This window comes from Stenotrophomonas sp. 89682_Sma, from assembly GCF_056481405.1.
On sequence record NZ_CM151147.1, the window covers coordinates 395,001 to 414,670 of the forward strand.

Here is a 19,670-nt window from a genome sequence, read left to right on the forward strand (position 1 = left end):
GTAGGGCGGGGCACGTGAAACCCTGTCTGAACATGGGGGGACCATCCTCCAAGGCTAAATACTACTGACCGACCGATAGTGAACCAGTACCGTGAGGGAAAGGCGAAAAGAACCCCGGAGAGGGGAGTGAAATAGAACCTGAAACCGTGTGCGTACAAGCAGTAGGAGCTCCGCAAGGAGTGACTGCGTACCTTTTGTATAATGGGTCAGCGACTTACTGTTCGTGGCAAGCTTAACCGTATAGGGGAGGCGAAGGGAAACCGAGTCTGATAAGGGCGCATAGTCGCGGGCAGTAGACCCGAAACCGGGTGATCTAGTCATGCCCAGGGTGAAGGTGCGGTAACACGCACTGGAGGCCCGAACCCACTCCCGTTGCAAAGGTAGGGGATGAGGTGTGATTAGGAGTGAAAAGCTAATCGAACCCGGAGATAGCTGGTTCTCCTCGAAAGCTATTTAGGTAGCGCCTCATATGTATCCTCTCGGGGGTAGAGCACTGTTATGGCTAGGGGGTCATCGCGACTTACCAAACCATTGCAAACTCCGAATACCGAGACGGACTGTATGGGAGACACACGGCGGGTGCTAACGTCCGTCGTGAAAAGGGAAACAACCCAGACCCACAGCTAAGGTCCCAAATTTTGTGCTAAGTGGAAAACCATGTGGAAAGGCACAGACAGCCAGGAGGTTGGCTTAGAAGCAGCCACCCTTTAAAGAAAGCGTAATAGCTCACTGGTCGAGTCGGTCTGCGGGGAAGATTTAACGGGGCTAAGCACAGAACCGAAGCTTGGGGTGCATACTTTGTATGCGCGGTAGAGGAGCGTTCCGTAAGCCGTTGAAGGTGGATTGAGAAGTCTGCTGGAGGTATCGGAAGTGCGAATGCTGACATGAGTAACGATAATGCGGGTGAAAAACCCGCACGCCGAAAGCCCAAGGTTTCCTTGCGCAACGTTAATCGGCGCAGGGTGAGTCGGCCCCTAAGGCGAGGACGAAAGTCGTAGTCGATGGGAAGCAGGTTAATATTCCTGCACCTCGCGTAAGTGCGATGGAGGGACGGAGAAGGTTAGGTGTACCAGGCGTTGGTTGTCCTGGGGAAAGGCGGTAGGTTTGAATCTTTGGCAAATCCGGGATCCTTTAAGACCGAGCACCGAGACGAGCCTTTATGGCGAAGTCACTGATACCACGCTTCCAGGAAAAGCTCCTAAGCTTCAGCTTACGCAGACCGTACCGTAAACCGACACAGGTGGGTAGGATGAGAATTCTCAGGCGCTTGAGAGAACTCGGGTGAAGGAACTAGGCAACATGGCACCGTAACTTCGGGAGAAGGTGCACCCTTTTTGGTGGCTCGTGCGAGCTATAGCTGAAGAGGGTCGCAGTAACCAGGCCGCTGCGACTGTTTATCAAAAACACAGCACTCTGCAAACACGAAAGTGGACGTATAGGGTGTGACGCCTGCCCGGTGCTGGAAGGTTAATTGATGGGGTCAGCCGCAAGGCGAAGCTCTTGATCGAAGCCCCAGTAAACGGCGGCCGTAACTATAACGGTCCTAAGGTAGCGAAATTCCTTGTCGGGTAAGTTCCGACCTGCACGAATGGCGTAACGACAGCGGCGCTGTCTCCACCCGAGACTCAGTGAAATTGAAATCGCTGTGAAGATGCAGCGTTCCCGTGGCAAGACGGAAAGACCCCGTGAACCTTTACTATAGCTTTACACTGAACGTTGAGTTCGTCTGTGTAGGATAGGTGGGAGGCTATGAAACTGTGGCGCTAGCTGCAGTGGAGCCATCCTTGAAATACCACCCTGTCGTGCTTGACGTTCTAACCTGGGCCCATTATCTGGGTCGGGGACCGTGTATGGTGGGTAGTTTGACTGGGGCGGTCTCCTCCTAAAGAGTAACGGAGGAGCTCGAAGGTACGCTCAGCGCGGTCGGACATCGCGCACTGTGTGCAAAGGCATAAGCGTGCTTGACTGCAAGATCGACGGATCAAGCAGGTAGGAAACTAGGACTTAGTGATCCGGTGGTTCTGTATGGAAGGGCCATCGCTCAACGGATAAAAGGTACTCCGGGGATAACAGGCTGATACCGCCCAAGAGTTCATATCGACGGCGGTGTTTGGCACCTCGATGTCGGCTCATCACATCCTGGGGCTGTAGTCGGTCCCAAGGGTATGGCTGTTCGCCATTTAAAGTGGTACGCGAGCTGGGTTCAGAACGTCGTGAGACAGTTCGGTCCCTATCTGCCATGGGCGTTGGAGATTTGAGAGGGGCTGCTCCTAGTACGAGAGGACCGGAGTGGACGAACCTCTGGTGTTCCGGTTGTCACGCCAGTGGCATTGCCGGGTAGCTATGTTCGGAAGCGATAACCGCTGAAAGCATCTAAGCGGGAAGCGCGCCTCAAGATGAGATCTCCCGGGGCACAAGCCCCCTGAAGGAACCATGTAGACTACGTGGTTGATAGGTCAGGTGTGTAAGTACAGCAATGTATTGAGCTAACTGATACTAATGATCCGTGCGGCTTGACCATATAACCTCAAGTTGCCTTGGCTTTACGACAGCGTCGTAAGAGCATCCAAGTGCACGCTACGTCACAAGAACTATGCGAGGCTGGCGCCTTGTCCCATCGGGACGAGTGCGACTCTCCAAAAGCCTCCCTGGTGAAATTAGCGCTGTGGAACCACCCGATCCCATCCCGAACTCGGAAGTGAAACGCAGCTGCGCCGATGGTAGTGTGGCTCAAGCCATGCGAGAGTAGGTCATCGCCAGGGTTTATACCCAAAACCCCGCTGCTCACGCAGCGGGGTTTTTCTTATTAAGTGAAGGCATCGCTTTTCTGGATATCTTCCGCCCCACGGGCAAGATCGCGAAGCTGGCGCTGCAAGCGCTGCTGCAACCGTCTCCCTGGTGAAATTAGCGCTGTGGAACCACCCGATCCCATCCCGAACTCGGAAGTGAAACGCAGCTGCGCCGATGGTAGTGTGGCTCAAGCCATGCGAGAGTAGGTCATCGCCAGGGTTTACACCCAAAACCCCGCTGCTCACGCAGCGGGGTTTTTCTTTGTGCGCGGGAAACGCCGGTAGTGCCGGCCGCTGGCCGGCAACCCCGGTAGATCCACGCCATGCTTGGATGCTCCCCGCAAGGAACCAGGGCGCCAACCAAGGTTGGCAACTACCCACAGCAGGCCCACACCGCAATGGTCGGCACCCACCACTGGCGGTGCCCACAAAAAAAGCGGCGCCCCGTGGGGCGCCGCTTGAACCTCAACGATGTTCAGTCGAGCAGGGCTCGCCCTTACTTGGCCGAAGCCTTGTCCTTCATCATCGCGTCGCGGGCCGCCTTGAACGGGTTGCCCTCGTACCAGTTCGGCCAACGATCGCCACCGGCCAGTTCCTTGCCGACGCCGTACATCAACTGCAGGTCTTCGACGGTACCGTCCAGCTTCCAGGTGGACGCATCGAACTCGTCCTTCGGACCGTGGTAACGGTTGGCACCGTAGTCCGCCGCCGCCTTGCGGCCGGCGTCCACGCCACCCTCGCGCAGGTCCTCGCCACCATCGGCGTACAGGGCCGGCACGCCGGCCTTGGCGAAGTTGAAGTGGTCCGAACGGAAGTAGAAACCGCTCTGCACCGAGGTCTCACCGTGCAGCGTACGGTCCTGGGCCGCAGCCAGCGGCTTGAGGATGTCTTCCAGTTCCGAACTGCCGAAGCCGGTGACGGTCACGTCCTTGGCGCGGCCAGCCACCGACATCGCATCGATGTTGATCACACCGGCGATCTTGTCCAGCGGGAAGGTCGGGTGGGAGACGTAGTACTTCGAACCCAGCAGGCCGGACTCTTCCAGGGTCACCGCCAGGAACACCACCGAACGTTCCGGCTTCGGATCCTGGTGGGCCATGGCTTCGGCCACTTCAAGGATGCCGGCCACGCCGGTCGCGTTGTCGACTGCGCCGTTGTAGATGTTGTCGCCGGTTTCACCCTCGTGCTTGCCCAGGTGGTCCCAGTGCGCCATGTACAGCACGGCCTCGTCGGCACGCTTGCTGCCCGGCAGCACGCCCACCACGTTGCGCGACTGCTTCTGCGCGATCTGGCTCTTCAGGTCGACCGCGGCGGTGGCCTTCAGCGGCACCGGCTTGAAGCCGCGCTTGCTCGCATCCTTGTAAGCCTGCGCCAGGTCCAGGCCGGCACCGGCAAACAGCGCTTTGGCCGCGTCGGCACTCAGCCAGCCCTGCACCGGAATACGGGCTTCCGGGTCATCCTTGGCCGGCAGGTCGTACTGCGGGCCGGCCCAGGAGTTCTTCACCACGTCCCAGCCATAGGAGGCACCGGCGGTGTCATGCACGATCAGCGCCGCGGCGGCGCCCTTGCGGGCGGCCTCCTCGAACTTGTACGTCCAGCGGCCGTAGTAGGTCATGCGCTTGCCGTCGAACAGCTTCGCGTCGTCGACATGGAAGCCCGGATCGTTGACGAACATCACGACCGTCTTGCCCTTCCAGTCCTGGCCGGCATAGTCGTTCCACTTCTGCTCCGGCGCATCAACACCGTAGCCGACGAACACCAGGTCGCTGGCATCGATCTTCACTTCGGCCTGGCCGGTACGGGTGCCGACCACCATGTCGGTACCGAACTTCAGCTCGGTGGTCTTGCCACCCTGGGTGATCTTCAACACGGTCGATGCGTCGGCCGTGGTCTCGGTCATCGGCACGTCCTGGAACCAGCTGTCACCGTTGCCCGGCTGCAGGCCGATGCGCTGCATCTGGTCGCGGATGTAGTTGACCGTCAGTTCCTCGCCCTTGCTGCCCGGGGCGCGGCCTTCGAATTCATCCGAGGCCAGGGTCTTGACCATCTCGGCGAAGTCGCCGGCGTTGATCTCCGGGGAGAACTGATGAGCCGCCGGCTTCGCGGCAGCGGTGTCGGTGGCCGGTGCAGGCGCGGCGGCCGGCGTGTCTTCGCCTTTGCAGGCACTGAGCGCGGCCGCGGCGGCCAGGCACAGGAGGAGTTTGCGGGGCATCGTCGATTCCTGGAAAACAAAGGGCGGCCGCACGTCGTGCACGGCCGGTATCAGCGAGTATCACCGAACCGGGCGGTCCGGTGCGCTCAGTCCGCCGGGGCGGTTTCGGTGTCGAACGGGATCGGCTCGGCACCGGTGACCGGCCCGATGCGAGCGGTGCGATGCACGTACAGCACCACCTCGCGTTCGAACTGGAGGGGGCCGTTGACCACGGCATTCGGGCCGACGATCACACGCGGCTTGCGGCTGGCGGTGAGCGAGACGCTGAAGTTCGGCTTGCGCACGTGCACACCGCCGTTGACCTGGGAACCGATGCCGACGGTGATGTCACCGTTGACGGTCTCCACATCCTTGCCAACGCGGCTTTCGACCAGGCCGATGCCACCGTTCACGGTTTCGACGCCGCCTTCGATCTGGCTGCCGCGATCGGTGAAGATGCTGCCGTTGACGGTGCTGACGCTGCCGCGTGCAATCACCTCGCGGCCCAGGCGTACGCCGCCGTTGACCGTTTCAATCTTGCCGGTACGTGCACGGTCGGCCACCTTGACCCCGCCGTTGACGGTGTCGATGCTGCCGGTCTCGACGCCTTCACCAACCCGGATGCCGCCGTTGACGGTATCCAGCTTGCCGTAGCGCTGGCCAGGTTCTGCGCTGATGCTGCCGTTGACCTTGCTGATGTTGTCCTGGGCACCGGCCGGGCCGGCAACGAACAGGACGCCCAACAACAGCGTAATGGAAAGAGTTTTCATGGGACCTCGATGGATGTGCGGCTGGCAGGCCGCGTGCGGAGATGTCACCATTCCCCGGTACCCCCTGCAACTGCCTGAAGTCACTGGAAAGCCCTTGCGCAACAACGCCTTCCCATCACGCCGACATCACATCGCCGCTGCCCGCGGCGGGCGCTGCCTGCTGTTGGGGCTGGCCATCGCCTTGGCGCTGCCACTACAGGGCGCCGCGCAGACCACCCGCGAGACCGAGCGCAAGCTGCAGAAGCTGCGCAACGAGCTGAAAGGCGTGGCGCAGGAGCGGCGGCAGATTGAAGGCCAGCGTGGCCAGGCGTCGCAGCAGTTGCGCGAGGCCGACGAGAAGGTGGCCCGCACCGGCCGTGCACTTGCGCAGACGGAAACCGCGCTGCGCGAGCAGGGCCGCGCCCTGGCCGAAGCCGAACAGCGCCGCAACACGCTGCAGGCCAACCTGGCCCAGCAGCACCGCGAACTGGCCGGGCTGTTGCGCGCGGCGTATCAGCTGGGCAACCACGCTCCGCTGAAGCTGCTGCTGTCGCAGGACACGGTGGCCGATGCCAACCGCGCCCTGGCTTACCATCGCTACCTGCAGCGCGAGCGCGCACAGCGCATCACCACGCTGACCGCCGACCTGAAGGAACTGGAAGCGGTGCAGGCGCAGATCGCCGAGCGCAAGCAGAAGCTGCAGGGAGCGCAGAAGGACCAGAAGCAGCAGGCAGCCGCCCTGGAAGCCGACCGCCGCGATCGCGCAAAGACGGTGGCCTCGCTGGACGAACGCTTCAAGGACCAGCGCGAGAAGGAACAGGCGCTGGGCCAGGACGCGAAGGCACTGGAAACCCTGCTGGCCAACCTGCGTGCCGCCGCGGCCCGGGCCGAAGCCGAGCGCCGCGCCGCCGCGCGCCGAGCAGCCGCTGAAAAGGCCGCCGCCGAGCGTGCCGCACGCCAGGCCGCCGCGCAGGGCCGCCCGCCACCGCCGCCCACCAAGGTCCCGCCTGCCGTGGCTTCCGCGCCGGCGCCGAAAGTCGGTGGCCTGGGCTGGCCGTTGTCGGGAAACCTGTTGGCCCGCTATGGCGGCAAGCTGCCCGACGGCCGCACCAGCAGCGGTGTGCTGATCGGCGCGCCCGCCGGCAGCACCGTCACCGCCGTTGCCGACGGCACCGTGGTGTTCTCCGACTGGATGACCGGCTACGGCATGATCCTGATCGTCGATCACGGCAACGGCTACATGAGCCTGTACGCGCACAACGACACCCTGCTGAAGGATGCCGGTGCCCGGGTCAGCCGCGGCGATGCGGTGGCCAAGGTCGGCAACTCGGGTGGGCAGGGCGTCACCGCGCTGTATTTCGAGCTGCGTCGTGGTGGGCAGCCGGTCAACCCGGACAGCTGGCTGCAGCGGCGCTGAATCCGGCATCGCCGCGTGCGGCTCGGATTCAACGGGAATTTAGCTGTGCTTCGCGCATAATCGGTGCATGTGCCTTGGGCACGATGCCAACGTCGACAGGAGTGATCCATGCGCGCAGCCCGTACCGCCACCCTCTTGCTGGCCCTGTTGCCGGCGCTGTCCTGGGCGCAGCAGACCGCGCCCGCCCCGAGCCAGGAAACCAGCGGGCAGGCAGCGAACAGCGAGGAGGCGGTGACCTCGAAGGTGCCGCTGGAGGACATCCGCCGCTTCGTGGCCGTGTACAACGCGGTGCGTGCCGCTTATGTCGACCCGGTTGATGACAAGAAGCTGATGCAGTCGGCGGTGCGCGGCCTGCTGCTCGACCTCGACCCGCACAGCACCTATTTCAACAAGGAAGACGCGCAGGCCTTCGACGAGCAGGCCAACGGCGCCTACGAAGGCATCGGCGTGGAGCTGCAGCAGCAGCCCGACAACGCCAGCATGAAGGTGATCTCGCCGATCGACGACACGCCGGCGGCCAAGGCCGGCATCCTCGCCGGTGACCTGATCATCGCCATCGACGGCAAGCCGATCAGCGCCATTGATGCGAGCGAACCGTTGCGTGGCCCGGCCGGCAGCAAGGTGGTGCTGACCATCGTGCGTGCGGGCAAGCCGAAGCCGTTCGACGTCAGCCTCACCCGCCAGACCATCCGCGTGACCAGCGTGCGCAGCCGCCTGCTGGAACCGGGCTATGGCTACATCCGCCTGAGCACCTTCCAGGCCGACACCGGGTCGGACTTCCAGAAGCACGTGCAGCAGCTGCAGAAGCAGTCCGGTGGCCAGCTCAAGGGCCTGGTACTGGATCTGCGCAGCAATCCGGGTGGGCTGCTGACCGCCGCCGTGCAGGTCGCCGACGATCTTCTCGACAAGGGCAATATCGTCAGCACCCGCGGCCGCATCAGCATCAGCGATGCACGGTTCGATGCGACCCCGGGCGACCTGCTGAAGGGCGCGCCGGTGGTGGTGCTGGTCGATGCCGGTTCGGCCAGTGCCTCGGAAGTGCTGGCCGGCGCGCTGCGCGACAACAAGCGCGCGCGCGTGGTCGGCAGCCGCACTTTCGGCAAGGGCTCGGTGCAGACCGTGCTGCCGCTGGACAACGGTGACTCGGTGAAGCTGACCACCGCGCGTTACTACACGCCCAGCGGCAAGTCGATCCAGGCCACCGGCATCGTGCCGGAGGTCGAATTCAAGCCTGCCGCGCGCCCCGAAGATGACGCGTTGCCGGCCAGCCTGAGCGATTACAGCGAAGCGACCCTGCCGGGCCATCTGCGTGGCGACGACGAAGGCACCGAGGGCTACCACGCTGGCGCGGTGCTGCCGGGCGACGGCCCGATCAATGATGCGCTGGCCGAACTGAAGAATCCCGGTTCGGTGGCTGCACGGTTGAAGGCCGAAGCGGCGAAGGCAGATGCGGCCAAGGCCGCGAAAGCCGCTGCGGCGAAGCCGGAAGCCAAGCCGGAAGCCAAGCCGGAAGCCAAGCCGGAAGCCAAGCCTGCACCGGCCCCGGCGCCGGCCAAGCCCTGACGGTAGCGCCGGGCCATGCCCGGCGTCGGCCCAAGGGCGGAAGAAGAAAACAAATGCCGGCCAGCGGCCGGCACTACCTGGGCGGTCAGAAACCGTGGCGCTTGCGCAGCCGGCGCGCGATCGCCGCACGAACGTAGACCCCGTACACCAGGCCAAACACGAAGCCACCGATGTGGGCCCACCAGGCCACCATGCCGAAGCTCGGGCCGATATGGGCGAACACCACCTGCAGCGCGGCCCACACGCCGATCAGCAGGTAGGCCGGGGCCCGCACGAACTCCAGGAACAGGCCGAGCGGGATCACCACGCCCAGCCGCGCCCCCGGGAACAGGGCCAGGTAGGCGCCGATCAGTGCCGAGACCGCGCCACTGGCACCGATGATGATCTGGTCCGGGCTGCCCATGGTGTAGATGGCCACCAGGTTGGACACCGCGCCGCCGACCAGGAACAGCAGCAGCAACCGCCACGGGCCCAGCACCCGCTCGGCGGGCAGGCCGAAGATCAGCAGGAACACCAGGTTGCCCAGCAGATGCGACCAGTCCGCGTGCAGGAACAGGGCGGTGAACAGGCGCAGCACGCTGCCGTCCTGCAGCGTCGCCCACCAGTCGAGCGGGTGGGTCAGGCCGGTGGACAGGGCGCCCCAGTCCAGCCAGAGGCTGCCGCGGGCATCGTCCGGGCGCGAGATCGACCACAGGAACGCCAGCCATAGTGCCGCAAACAGCACGGGCGTGGCCCAGCGCAGGGCCGCCTTCTTGCGGGACGGGAGGGAGACGAACATGGCACTAGCCTAGCGTGCGGGCGCTTGCGACGGGGATTGTCCTGTTCAGCTTTTGAGACGAAAAAACCGCCTGCGTCGTTATTGTTTCATTAACGGCTCTGGGTAATACTCGCATACGGCGTCGTATGTCGGGAGGGGAATCCGGCGCGCTTCGACGGGCCTCCGGGCCTGCCGGGCGCAGGCGCACTCAGAGCACCATCACCGCTTACCGGAGAGAGAGAACTACGATGCAAACCGCTTCCACCATTGCCCGACTGACCCTGCTGGCCGTCGGCGTTGCCGGTGCGCTGGCCGCCGCCGATGCCAATGCTGCCGCCTTCCAGCTGAAGGAAAACAGCGCCAAGGGCCTGGGCCGCGCGTTCGCCGGCTCCACCTCGACCGAAGGTGACGCCTCGGTCATCGCCACCAACCCGGCCTCCATGCGCCTGCTCGACGGCACCCTGATCCAGGGCGACGTCAGCGCCATCAGCTTCGGCGCCAAGTTCCGCGGCCAGGGCCAGTACGGCAACGGCGCGCCGATTTCCGGTGGCAACGGCGGCGACGCCGGCATGATCGCCCCGGTTCCGGCCGCCTACTTCCACCTGCCGTTCGGCGAGAAGGAGAACATGCACTTCGGCGCCTCGCTGACCGTGCCGTTCGGCTTCAAGACCGAATACGACCGTGACTGGGTCGGCCGCTACAACGGCGTCAAGACCGAGCTGCAGGCGATCGACCTGGGCGTGGCGTTCTCCTACGACGTCAACCCGTACCTGTCGTTCGGTGCGTCGGTGTTCGCCGAGCGCCTGAACGTCGACCTGACCAGCGCCGTCGATACCGGCACCGCGATCAACGCCACCGCCCAGCGCACCGCTGCGGCGCGTGTCCTGGCTGCCGGTGGCACTGCAGCCCAGGCTGCAGCCGCTTCGCAGGCCGCTGCACGTCAGGCCGCCCAGCTCGGCTTCTCGCCGGGTACCGCCGATGGCTACCTGCGCATCAAGGGCGATGAAGTGTCGGTCGGCTACACCCTGGGCATGACCGTCACCCCGGTGGAAGGCACCAACATCGCCTTCAGCTACCGCTCGAAGGTCGAGCACAAGATCACCGACGGCAAGGCCGACTTCACCGTCCCGCAGAACGCTGCCGCCTTCCTGGCCACCGCCGCCCCGGGTACCTTCATCGACAGCAACGGCCGCGCCACCATCACCCTGCCGGCCAGCGCCACCGTGGGCTTCACCCACCGCGTGAACGACCAGTGGCAGATCATGGCCGAAGTCACGCGCACGGCGTGGAGCAAGTTCGACCAGGTCACCGTCGACTATGACTCCAACCAGCCGGACAGCGTGCTGCCGTTCCACTACCGCGACACCACCTTCGCGTCGATCGGTACTGATTTCCGCGTGAACGACAAGCTGACCCTGCGTGGCGGCCTGGCCTATGACCAGACCCCGACCACCGACGCCCACCGTGACGTGCGCGTGCCGGATACCACCCGCAAGTGGCTGTCGCTGGGCCTGACCTACGCCGCTTCGGACAAGATGGAATACAGCGTGGGCTACACCCACCTGTTCACCAAGGATCCGAACGTCAACTCGACCTCGGACACCGCCAACACCGTGACCGGCAAGTACAAGGTCAGCGGCGACGTGCTGGCGGCTTCGATGCAGTACAAGTTCTGATTCGGGCGATTGCCTGAAGCAGCACACGGAAGGCCCCGCGCAAGCGGGGCTTTCTTTTTTGTGGGCTTCGGGCCATCCACGCATGGCGTGGATCTACCGGCAGACACGCGTAGCGCGCGGATCGATGACAATAGCGCCATGAACCTGTCCGACCCGAACTTCCAGCTGGAGCTGGCCGCCAACATCGCCGTCGCGGGTTCGATCCTGCTGGCCGGCCGCAACAACGTGCACACCTGGTGGCTGGGCATCGTGGGCTGCGCGCTGTTCGCCGCGGTGTTCGAGCGTTCGCACCTGTATGCGGACATGGTGCTGCAGTTCTTCTTCATCGCCATCAGCGTACTGGGCTGGTGGCAGTGGCTGCGCGGCGATCATGGTGCGCCGCTGCCGATCACTTCATTACGGCCGCGCGCCTGGGCCTGGCTGGCGCCGCTGGCGGTGGGGGCCACCTTCGGCTACGGCTGGATGCTGACCCGCCTGACCAGCGCCTACGCGCCGTACATCGATTCGGCGGTGCTGGTACTGAGCGTGATCGCGCAGATCCTGATGATGCGCCGCAAGCTGGAATCGTGGTGGGTGTGGCTGCTGGTGAATACCGTGGCGGTGCCGCTGTACTACAGCCGCGGCCTGCACCTGACCTCGATCCTTTACATCGGTTTCTGGATCAACGCGCTGGTCGCCCTGCGCCACTGGCGCCACCTGATGCGGATCGAGGCCAGGGCAGCCGATGCCGCTGCCTGAGCGCGTTGCGCGGGGCCTGGTGGTGGGCAAGTTCTGCCCGCTGCACCTCGGCCACGAACGCCTGATCGAATTTGCCGCCACACGCTGCACGCAACTGCTGGTGATTGGCTGGTCGCAGCCGGGTTTCCCAGGCTACAGCGCCGCGCGTCGCGAGCGCTGGCTGCGAGCGCGGTTCCCACAGGCCACGGTGGCGGTGCTCGATGATGCGCGACTGGCGGCATTGTGCGCCCAGCAGGGGGTGCCGGTTCGCAGGCTGCCGCAGGACAGCGACAACGAGCAGGTGCAGCGCGCATTCACGGCCTGGCTGTGCCTGAACCTCTTCGGAGGGGCAGTGCAGGCGGTGTACACCGGTGAGGACTATGGCGATGGCTTCGCGCAGGCGCTGTCGGCGCACTTCGACGCGCCGGTGCGCCACGAACGGCTGGAGCGCACGCGTGATGTCGGCCAGGCCAGCGGCACCCAGTTGCGCGCCGACCCACATGCGTGCCGCGAGAGCCTTTCACCGGAGGTGTACGCTGGATACGTGCAGCGCATAGCCTTCATCGGCGGCGAGTCCAGCGGAAAGACAACCCTCGCGCGGAGGCTGGCCGAACGCCTGCAGACCGCGTGGGTACCGGAGTTCGGCCGTACGCTGTGGGAGCAGCAGGGGGGTGAACTGCTGCCCGAGGATCTGCTGCACATCGCAATGACACAGCCGCGGCACGAAGACGAGACCGCGCGGCGCGCGCAGCGCTGGCTGTTCTGCGATACCACGCCGCTGGTGACGCTGGGTTACAGCGGATGGATGTTCGGTACCGCACCGGAACCGCTGCTGCAGGCCGCGCGACGAAGGTACGACCTGCTGTTCCTGTGTGCGCCGGACATTCCGTTCGACCAGGACGGCACCCGTGTGGGCGAGGCGTTCCGGGCGCAGCAGCATGCGTGGTATCTGCAGCAGTTGCAGGTAGCAGGTGTCGCGTATGTGCTGCTGGAAGGCGATCTGGAGACGCGCATTGCGCGTGTGCAGAGCGAGCTGGCGAAGCGGGCGGACAATCGATTCAGTGTTGCCCTGCCTCCGTAGCGCCGAGCCCATGCTCGGCTGCGCCAGGAAAGCCGAGCGTGGGCTCGGCTCTACAGGAAGCAAAGCACAAAAAACCCCGCTTTCGCGGGGTTTTTCGTTTGCTGCATCAACCGGGCGATCAGTCGCCCAAGGTCAGCAGCGAGGCGTTGCCGCCTGCGGCGGTGGTGTTCACCGTCACCGTCTTTTCGGTGGCGAAACGCAGCAGGTAGTGCGGGCCGCCGGCCTTCGGACCGGTGCCGGACAGGCCCTGGCCGCCGAACGGCTGCACGCCGACCACCGCACCGATCTGGTTGCGGTTGACGTAGACGTTGCCGACGTGGACGCCGTTGCTGATGCGCTCGACGGTCTCGTCGATGCGCGAATGCACGCCCAGGGTCAGGCCGTAGCCGGTGGCGTTGATCTGGTCGATCACCGCATCGAGCTGGTCGCCCTTCCAGCGGATCACGTGCAGGACCGGCCCGAAGATTTCCTTGTGCAGCTGGCCCAGGTCCTTCAGTTCATACGCACGCGGTGCGAAGAAGGTGCCATTGGCGGCTTCGGCGGACAGCTCGGCGGCAGCGATCAGGCGCGCTTCGCGGTCCATGCGTTCGGCGTGGTCTTGCAGGATCTTCAGTGCATCGGCGTCGATCACCGGGCCGACGTCGGTGGACAGCAGGCCGGGGTTGCCGACCTTCAGCTCCTTCATCGCACCGGCCAGCATGGTCATCACCTTGTCGGCGATGTCGTCCTGCACGAACAGCACGCGCGCGGCCGAACAACGCTGGCCGGCGGAGGTGAAGGCCGAACCGATCGCGTCCTTGACCAGCTGTTCCGGCAGCGCCGAGGAGTCGGCGATGAAGGCGTTCTGGCCGCCGGTCTCGGCGATCAGCACGCCGATGGCGGCATCACGTGCGGCCATCGCGCGGTTGATCGCACGGGCGGTGTCGGTGGAACCGGTGAAGGCCACGCCAGCGACGCGCGGGTCGGCGGTCAGCGCGGCACCCACGGTGGCGCCGTCGCCGGGCAGGAACTGCACCACCTCGGCCGGCACGCCGGCGTCGTGCAGCAGCTTCACCGCGTAGTAGCCGATCAGGTTGGTCTGTTCGGCCGGCTTGGCGATGACGCTGTTGCCGGCGGCGAGGGCGGCAGCGACCTGGCCCAGGAAGATCGCCAGCGGGAAATTCCACGGGCTGATGCAGACGAACACGCCACGGCCGTGCAGCTGCAGTTCGTTGGATTCACCGGTCGGGCTCGGCAGCTTCTCGGCGTGGCTGAACTGCTCGCGCGCCTGCTTGGCGTAGTAGCGCAGGAAGTCCACGGCTTCGCGCACTTCGGCGATGCTGTCGGGCAGGCTCTTGCCGGCTTCCTTCACGCACAGCGCCATGAACTCCGGCATGCGTGCTTCCAGCTGGTCGGCGGCGTGCTCGAGGATGGCGGCGCGGCTGGCGGCCGGGGTGCGGTTCCAGGCCGGCTGCGCGGCCACGGCATTGGCCAGTGCCTTCTGCACGGTGGCGGCGTCGGCGGCCAGCCACTGGCCGACCACTTCGCGGGTGTCGGCCGGGTTGGTCACCGGCAGCGCGGTGCCGGCCGGGTTCGCACCCGGTACCAGCGGAGCGGCCTGCCAGGGCTTCACAGCCGCGTTGATCTGCTCGGCCAGGGCGCGCAGTTCGTTGTCGTTGGCGAGGTTGGCGCCCATGGAGTTCTTCCTGTCGTGGTTCTGGCTGCGCAGCAGGTCAACCGGCAGCGGGATCTTGGGATGCGGAATCGATTCGAACGAGGCGACCATCTCGACCGGATCGCGGATCAGGTCGGCGATCGGCACGCGCTCGTCGGTGATGCGGTTGACGAAGCTGGAGTTGGCGCCGTTTTCCAGCAGGCGACGCACCAGGTACGGCAGCAGGTCTTCATGCGAACCGACCGGCGCATACACGCGGCAGGGCAGGCCCAGGCGGTCGGCCGGCACCACTTCGGCGTACAGGTCGTCACCCATGCCGTGCAGCTTCTGGTGTTCGTACACGCCACCGTTGGCGATGCTGCGCACCGCGGCAATGGTGTGCGCGTTGTGCGTGGCGAACATCGGGTAGATCGCGTCGGCATGGGTGAACAGGCGCTTGGCGCAGGCCAGGTAGGACACGTCGGTGTTCTGCTTGCGGGTGAACACCGGGTAGCCCGGATAGCCTTCGATCTGCGCGCGCTTGATCTCGGCATCCCAGTAGGCGCCCTTGACCAGGCGCACCTGCAGGCGGCGACCGGCGCGGCGTGCCATGTCGGCCAGGTGGTCGATCGTGTACGGCGTGCGCTTCTGGTAGGCCTGCACGACCACGCCGAAGCCATCCCAGCCGGCCAGCGAGGCGTCGGAGAACACCTGCTCGATGATGTCCAGCGACAGTTCCAGGCGGTCGGATTCCTCGGCGTCAACGGTGCAGCCGATGCCGTAGCTCTTGGCCAGCTGCGCCAGTTCCAGCACGCCCGGCACCAGGTCCTTCAGCACGCGCGCGCGCTTGGCATGCTCGTAGCGCGGGTACAGCGCCGACAGCTTGATCGAGATGCCCGGGGCATTGTTGACGTCGCCGTCCGGACGGCCGCCGCGTGCCTTGTGATCGCCACCGATGGCGTGGATCGCACGACGGTAGTCTTCCAGGTAGCGCAGCGCGTCCTTCATGGTCAGCGCGCCTTCGCCCAGCATGTCGAAGGAATAGCGGTAGCTCGCGTTGTCGCCCTTGTGCGAGCGCGCCAGCGCTTCGCTGATGGTGCGGCCCATGACGAACTGGTGGCCCATGATCTTCATGGCCTGGCGCACGGCCAGGCGCACCACCGGCTCACCGACGCGGCCGACCAGGCGCTTGAACGCGCTGGGCGCATCGGCGCGGGTGGCGTCGTTCATCTGCACCAGCTTGCCGGTCAGCATCAGGCCCCAGGTGGAGGCGTTGACCAGCACCGAGTCGCTGCCGCCCAGGTGCTTTTCCCAGTCGGCATCGGCCAGCTTGTCGCGGATCAGCTTGTCGGCGGTGTCCTGGTCGGGAATGCGCAGCAGCGCCTCGGCCACGCACATCAGCAGAACGCCTTCCTCGCTGCCCAGGTCGTACTGGCGCATGAAGGCTTCGATCGCGCCCTGGTCCTTGGCACGCACGCGCACGCGGCCGACCAGGTCGGCGGCCAGCGCCTGTACCCGGGCCTGTTCCTCGGCGGGCAGGCGGGCCTGCGCCAGCAGTTCGCGCACGTGGCTGGCCTCGTCCTTCAACCAGGCATCGGTGATGGCCTGGCGGAACGGGTTGGGGGGCGCCGGCAGTTCCGGCGACAGCAGCGCGCCGGGACGCGGGGCGTCGCTGGCGGCAGGGGAGGAGGAAGGTGCGTTCATGCCGGTCCGGCCAATGGAAAACTTGGCGATTTTAAACATTTTTTCGGCCTTCGGAAGTGCCGCGCAGACACCTTCATGAAGGGCTGATAGCCCCTAACGGTGGTGGATTCGGCGTGTTCATAAACCCTGCCAATATTTGTGCCGAATTCGTCATTCGCGCCGCCGACCTCATGCTGTGTTGCAGCATCTGAAAAAGTGTGAATGCACCCTTGCTACCGGCGAGAGGGCGGGGCTACCATCGAGACGTTTCCCGCGGCAGGAACGCGGTTGCGACATGATCGAGGTGCTTCCAGCTCCGGATGGGTCAGGTACGCAGCTGCGGCTGCGTCCCCCACGGGCGCTCGATGCCCGGCAGTTCATCCTGTTGTTCACCGTGTTGGCCGGTGCGATGTGGCTGGTGTCCGCCCTCGGGTGGTTGGCCGGCAATGCATTCGCCCCCCTGTTCGCGCTGCTGTACAGCCTGGTGCTGGCGGCGGCGCTGCGTGCCTTGTGGCGCAGCGGTGAACGGCAGGAGGAGATCCGGGTAGTGCCGGCGTACGTGGAGGTCATCCCCGTACCCGGTGGATCGCCGGTGTTCCGGGCCCACCCCCACTGGGTGCGCCTGCTCACCGACGATGAGAGGGTCCGGCTGGCATCCAGCGGCCGGCAGGTGGAGGTGGGGAGTTTCCTCGCGCCGGCCGAACGTCAGACGCTTGCAGAGACACTTGAAAGCTTGCTCGCCGCCAGCGATGGCGGCAACCGACGACGCTAAGGGTCTAGGCAATGAAGCAAAGCAGCAGGTGGGGCACGAAGTGCGTTGCAGCGGTCGCCGCCATGGTGGCCGGGGGACTGGTTCCGGCGTTGGCCTGGGCCCAGGCGGCCGATCCCAAGCCGTGGCAGCTGAACATGGGCAAGGGGGTGACCCAGACCTCGCGCCTGGCCTGGGAATCGAACAACCTCTCGTTGATCATCTGCACGGTGATCGGCGTCATCGTGTTCGGGGCGATGGCCTACGCCATTTTCAAGTTCCGCAAATCCAAGGGCGCGGTCGCCGCTACCTTCAGCCACAACACCAAGGCCGAGATCATCTGGACGGTGATCCCGGTGATCATCCTGATCGTGATGGCATGGCCGGCCACGGCCAACCTGATCAAGATGTACGACACCCGCGATGCCGAGATGACGGTGAAGGTCACCGGCTACCAGTGGATGTGGAAGTACGAATACCTCGGCGAGAACGTCACCTTCACCAGCCGCCTGGACCGCGAGTCGGATCGGGTGCGGCAGAGCGGCATCGTGCCGACCCGCGAGAGCCATCCGCACTACCTGCTGGACGTCGACAACCGGCTGGTGCTGCCGGTCGATACGAAGGTGCGTTTCGTCATCACTTCCGACGACGTGATCCACGCCTGGTGGGTGCCGGCGCTGGGCTGGAAGCAGGACGCCATCCCCGGTTTCATCAATGAAGCCTGGACCAGCATCGAGCAGCCCGGTGTGTACCGCGGGCAGTGCGCCGAGCTGTGCGGCAAGGACCACGGCTTCATGCCGATCGTGGTCGAGGCGGTGTCCAAGGAAGACTTCAAGCAGTGGCTGGCGCAGCGCAAGCCTGCACCGCCGGCCGAGCCTGCTTCCCCTGCGGCACCTGCAGAACCGGCTGCACCTGCGAGCGAAGCACCGGCAGCACCGGCGGCCGCCGAAGCCGGCAGCGCACCTGCCACCGCAGCCAGCGGCGCGTGATGTAAAGCCCGCGGCCGCTCGCGGCCGTGGTGACAACCGATTCTGAGAGGTGTTTTGCAATGGCGCACTCGGCAGTTGGGCACGACGATCACCATCACCACCAGAGCTTCTTCGAGCGTTGGTTCTTCTCGACCAACCACAAGGACATCGGCACGCTGTACCTGGGTTTCAGCTTCATCATGTTCATCATCGGTGCGGCGATGAGCGTGGTGATCCGCGCCGAGCTGGCGCAGCCGGGCCTGCAGTTCGTCAAGCCCGAGTTCTTCAACCAGATGACCACCGTGCATGCGCTGGTGATGATCTTCGGCGGTGTGATGCCGGCCTTCGTCGGCCTGGCCAACTGGATGATCCCGCTGCAGATCGGCGCGCCGGACATGGCGCTGCCGCGCATGAACAACTGGTCGTTCTGGCTGCTGCCGGTGGCCTTCAGCCTGCTGCTGCTGACCCTGTTCCTGCCCGGTGGTGCACCGGCCGGTGGCTGGACCCTGTACCCGCCGCTGTCGCTGCAGGGTGGCTACAACGTCGCCTTCAGCGTGTTCGCCATCCATGTGGCCGGCATCAGTTCGATCATGGGCGCGATCAACATCATCGCCACCGTGCTCAACATGCGCGCGCCGGGCATCGACCTGCTGAAGATGCCGATCTTCTGCTGGGCCTGGCTGATCACCGCGTTCCTGCTGATCGCGGTGATGCCGGTGCTGGCCGGCGCGGTGACCATGCTGCTGACCGACAAGTTCTTCGGCACCAGCTTCTTCAACGCCGCCGGTGGCGGTGACCCGGTGATGTACCAGCACATCTTCTGGTTCTTCGGGCATCCCGAGGTCTATATCATGATCCTGCCCGCCTTCGGCGTGGTCAGCGAGATCATCCCGACCTTCAGCCGCAAGCCGCTGTTCGGCTACCAGGCGATGGTGTATGCCACCGCCGCGATCGCGTTCCTGTCGTTCATCGTCTGGGCCCACCACATGTTCACCGTGGGCATGCCGCTGGGTGGCGAGATCTACTTCATGTTCGCCACCATGCTGATCTCGATCCCGACCGGCGTGAAGGTGTTCAACTGGGTCAGCACGATGTGGCGCGGTTCGCTCACGTTCGAGGCGCCGATGCTGTGGTCGGTGGCCTTCGTCATCCTGTTCACCATTGGCGGCTTCTCCGGCCTGATGCTGGCGATCGTGGCGGCGGACTTCCAGTACCACGACACCTACTTCGTGGTGGCCCACTTCCACTACGTGCTGGTGACCGGCGCGGTGTTCGCACTGATCGCCGCGGTGTACTACTGGTGGCCGAAGTGGACCGGGCGCATGTACAGCGAGAAGTGGGCCAAGGTGCACTTCTGGTGGTCGATCGTGTTCGTGAACCTGCTGTTCTTCCCGCAGCACTTCCTCGGCCTGGCCGGCATGCCGCGCCGCATTCCCGATTACAGCGTGGCGTTTGCCGACTGGAACCTGATCAGCTCGATCGGTGCGTTCGGCATGTTCGTCACGCCGTTCATGATGGCCGCGATCCTGCTGTCGTCGCTGCGCAATGGAGAGAAAGCCGAAGCACGTAGCTGGGAGGGTGCACGCGGGCTGGAGTGGACGCTGCCGTCGCCGGCACCGGCGCACACCTTCACCACGCCGCCGACCATCCGCCCGGGGGATCTGGCGCATGACGACATCACGCATTGAGGTGGGGCAT

General features: G+C 64.9%; 12 protein-coding genes and 3 rRNA genes (1 of these 15 only partly in view). 11 read left to right on the forward strand and 4 right to left on the reverse strand.

The features are described from left to right. From ACZK29_RS01770 to rrf (ACZK29_RS01780), 3 genes are all read left to right on the forward strand, one after another. Positions 1-2,521: ribosomal RNA gene (locus ACZK29_RS01770) — 23S ribosomal RNA — on the forward strand (it extends 357 nt beyond the left edge of the window). Positions 2,522-2,647: 126 nt separating this feature from the next. Then, positions 2,648-2,762 (forward strand): 5S ribosomal RNA (gene rrf, locus ACZK29_RS01775). A 132-nt stretch (positions 2,763-2,894) separates the two neighbouring features. After that, positions 2,895-3,009, forward strand: a 5S ribosomal RNA gene (gene rrf, locus ACZK29_RS01780). 276 nt (positions 3,010-3,285) lie between these two features. Here the strand turns inward: rrf (ACZK29_RS01780) and ACZK29_RS01785 are convergent. After that, the gene (locus tag ACZK29_RS01785) at positions 3,286-5,001 is read right to left on the reverse strand and encodes a M28 family metallopeptidase (protein ID WP_111204418.1); all 1,716 of its coding nucleotides are present in this window, start codon (positions 4,999-5,001) and stop codon (positions 3,286-3,288) included. Between the two features lie 86 nt (positions 5,002-5,087). After that, positions 5,088-5,750 carry a DUF4097 family beta strand repeat-containing protein gene (locus ACZK29_RS01790; protein WP_111204419.1) on the reverse strand — a complete coding sequence of 221 codons (663 nt, stop codon included), beginning with the start codon at positions 5,748-5,750 and terminating at the stop codon, positions 5,088-5,090. A gap of 94 nt (positions 5,751-5,844) precedes the next feature. Here ACZK29_RS01790 and ACZK29_RS01795 point away from each other — a divergent pair, with 94 nt between their 5' ends. Both ACZK29_RS01795 and ACZK29_RS01800 read left to right on the forward strand, forming a co-directional pair. Then, a complete protein-coding gene (locus ACZK29_RS01795; RefSeq protein WP_111204420.1) occupies positions 5,845-7,146 on the forward strand; it encodes a murein hydrolase activator EnvC family protein in 1,302 nt (433 codons plus the stop codon). Between the two features lie 108 nt (positions 7,147-7,254). Then, positions 7,255-8,709 (forward strand): S41 family peptidase, encoded by a 1,455-nt coding sequence (locus tag ACZK29_RS01800; RefSeq protein WP_111204421.1) that lies wholly within the window; start codon positions 7,255-7,257, stop codon positions 8,707-8,709. Between the two features lie 85 nt (positions 8,710-8,794). On the opposite strand, the gene ACZK29_RS01805 is transcribed toward ACZK29_RS01800, so the two are convergent. Next, positions 8,795-9,487: a rhomboid family intramembrane serine protease gene (locus tag ACZK29_RS01805; RefSeq protein ID WP_005407784.1), complete on the reverse strand. Its 693-nt coding sequence runs from the start codon at positions 9,485-9,487 to the stop codon at positions 8,795-8,797. 227 nt (positions 9,488-9,714) lie between these two features. Between ACZK29_RS01805 and ACZK29_RS01810 the strand changes: the two genes are divergently transcribed. The 3 genes from ACZK29_RS01810 (at position 9,715) to ACZK29_RS01820 (ending at position 12,940) form a co-directional block, all read left to right on the forward strand. Continuing rightward, entirely contained in the window at positions 9,715-11,142 is a 1,428-nt protein-coding gene (locus tag ACZK29_RS01810; protein WP_478446567.1) for an outer membrane protein transport protein, read from the forward strand. A 138-nt stretch (positions 11,143-11,280) separates the two neighbouring features. Beyond that, positions 11,281-11,880 (forward strand): nicotinamide riboside transporter PnuC, encoded by a 600-nt coding sequence (gene pnuC / locus ACZK29_RS01815; protein WP_111204423.1) that lies wholly within the window; start codon positions 11,281-11,283, stop codon positions 11,878-11,880. Next, positions 11,867-12,940 (forward strand): AAA family ATPase, encoded by a 1,074-nt coding sequence (locus tag ACZK29_RS01820; protein ID WP_164147215.1) that lies wholly within the window; start codon positions 11,867-11,869, stop codon positions 12,938-12,940. Before pnuC ends, ACZK29_RS01820 begins: the two co-directional genes overlap by 14 nt. A 118-nt stretch (positions 12,941-13,058) precedes the next feature. Here the strand turns inward: ACZK29_RS01820 and putA are convergent, their stop codons facing one another. Then, entirely contained in the window at positions 13,059-16,277 is a 3,219-nt protein-coding gene (gene putA, locus ACZK29_RS01825) for a bifunctional proline dehydrogenase/L-glutamate gamma-semialdehyde dehydrogenase PutA (protein ID WP_478446568.1), read from the reverse strand. Positions 16,278-16,551: 274 nt separating this feature from the next. On the opposite strand from putA, the gene ACZK29_RS01830 reads away from it, so the two are divergent. The 3 genes from ACZK29_RS01830 to ctaD are packed head-to-tail and all read left to right on the forward strand — an operon-like array spanning position 16,552 to position 19,660. Next, complete coding sequence (locus tag ACZK29_RS01830) at positions 16,552-17,028, forward strand: DUF2244 domain-containing protein (protein WP_111204425.1); 477 nt, start codon at positions 16,552-16,554, stop codon at positions 17,026-17,028. 11 nt (positions 17,029-17,039) lie between these two features. Beyond that, positions 17,040-17,993, forward strand: a complete 954-nt coding sequence (coxB, locus tag ACZK29_RS01835) for a cytochrome c oxidase subunit II (RefSeq protein ID WP_111204426.1) — start codon at positions 17,040-17,042, stop codon at positions 17,991-17,993. A gap of 59 nt (positions 17,994-18,052) precedes the next feature. Further along, positions 18,053-19,660, forward strand: a complete 1,608-nt coding sequence (gene ctaD, locus ACZK29_RS01840) for a cytochrome c oxidase subunit I (protein WP_005407790.1) — start codon at positions 18,053-18,055, stop codon at positions 19,658-19,660. Positions 19,661-19,670: the final 10 nt, after the last annotated feature.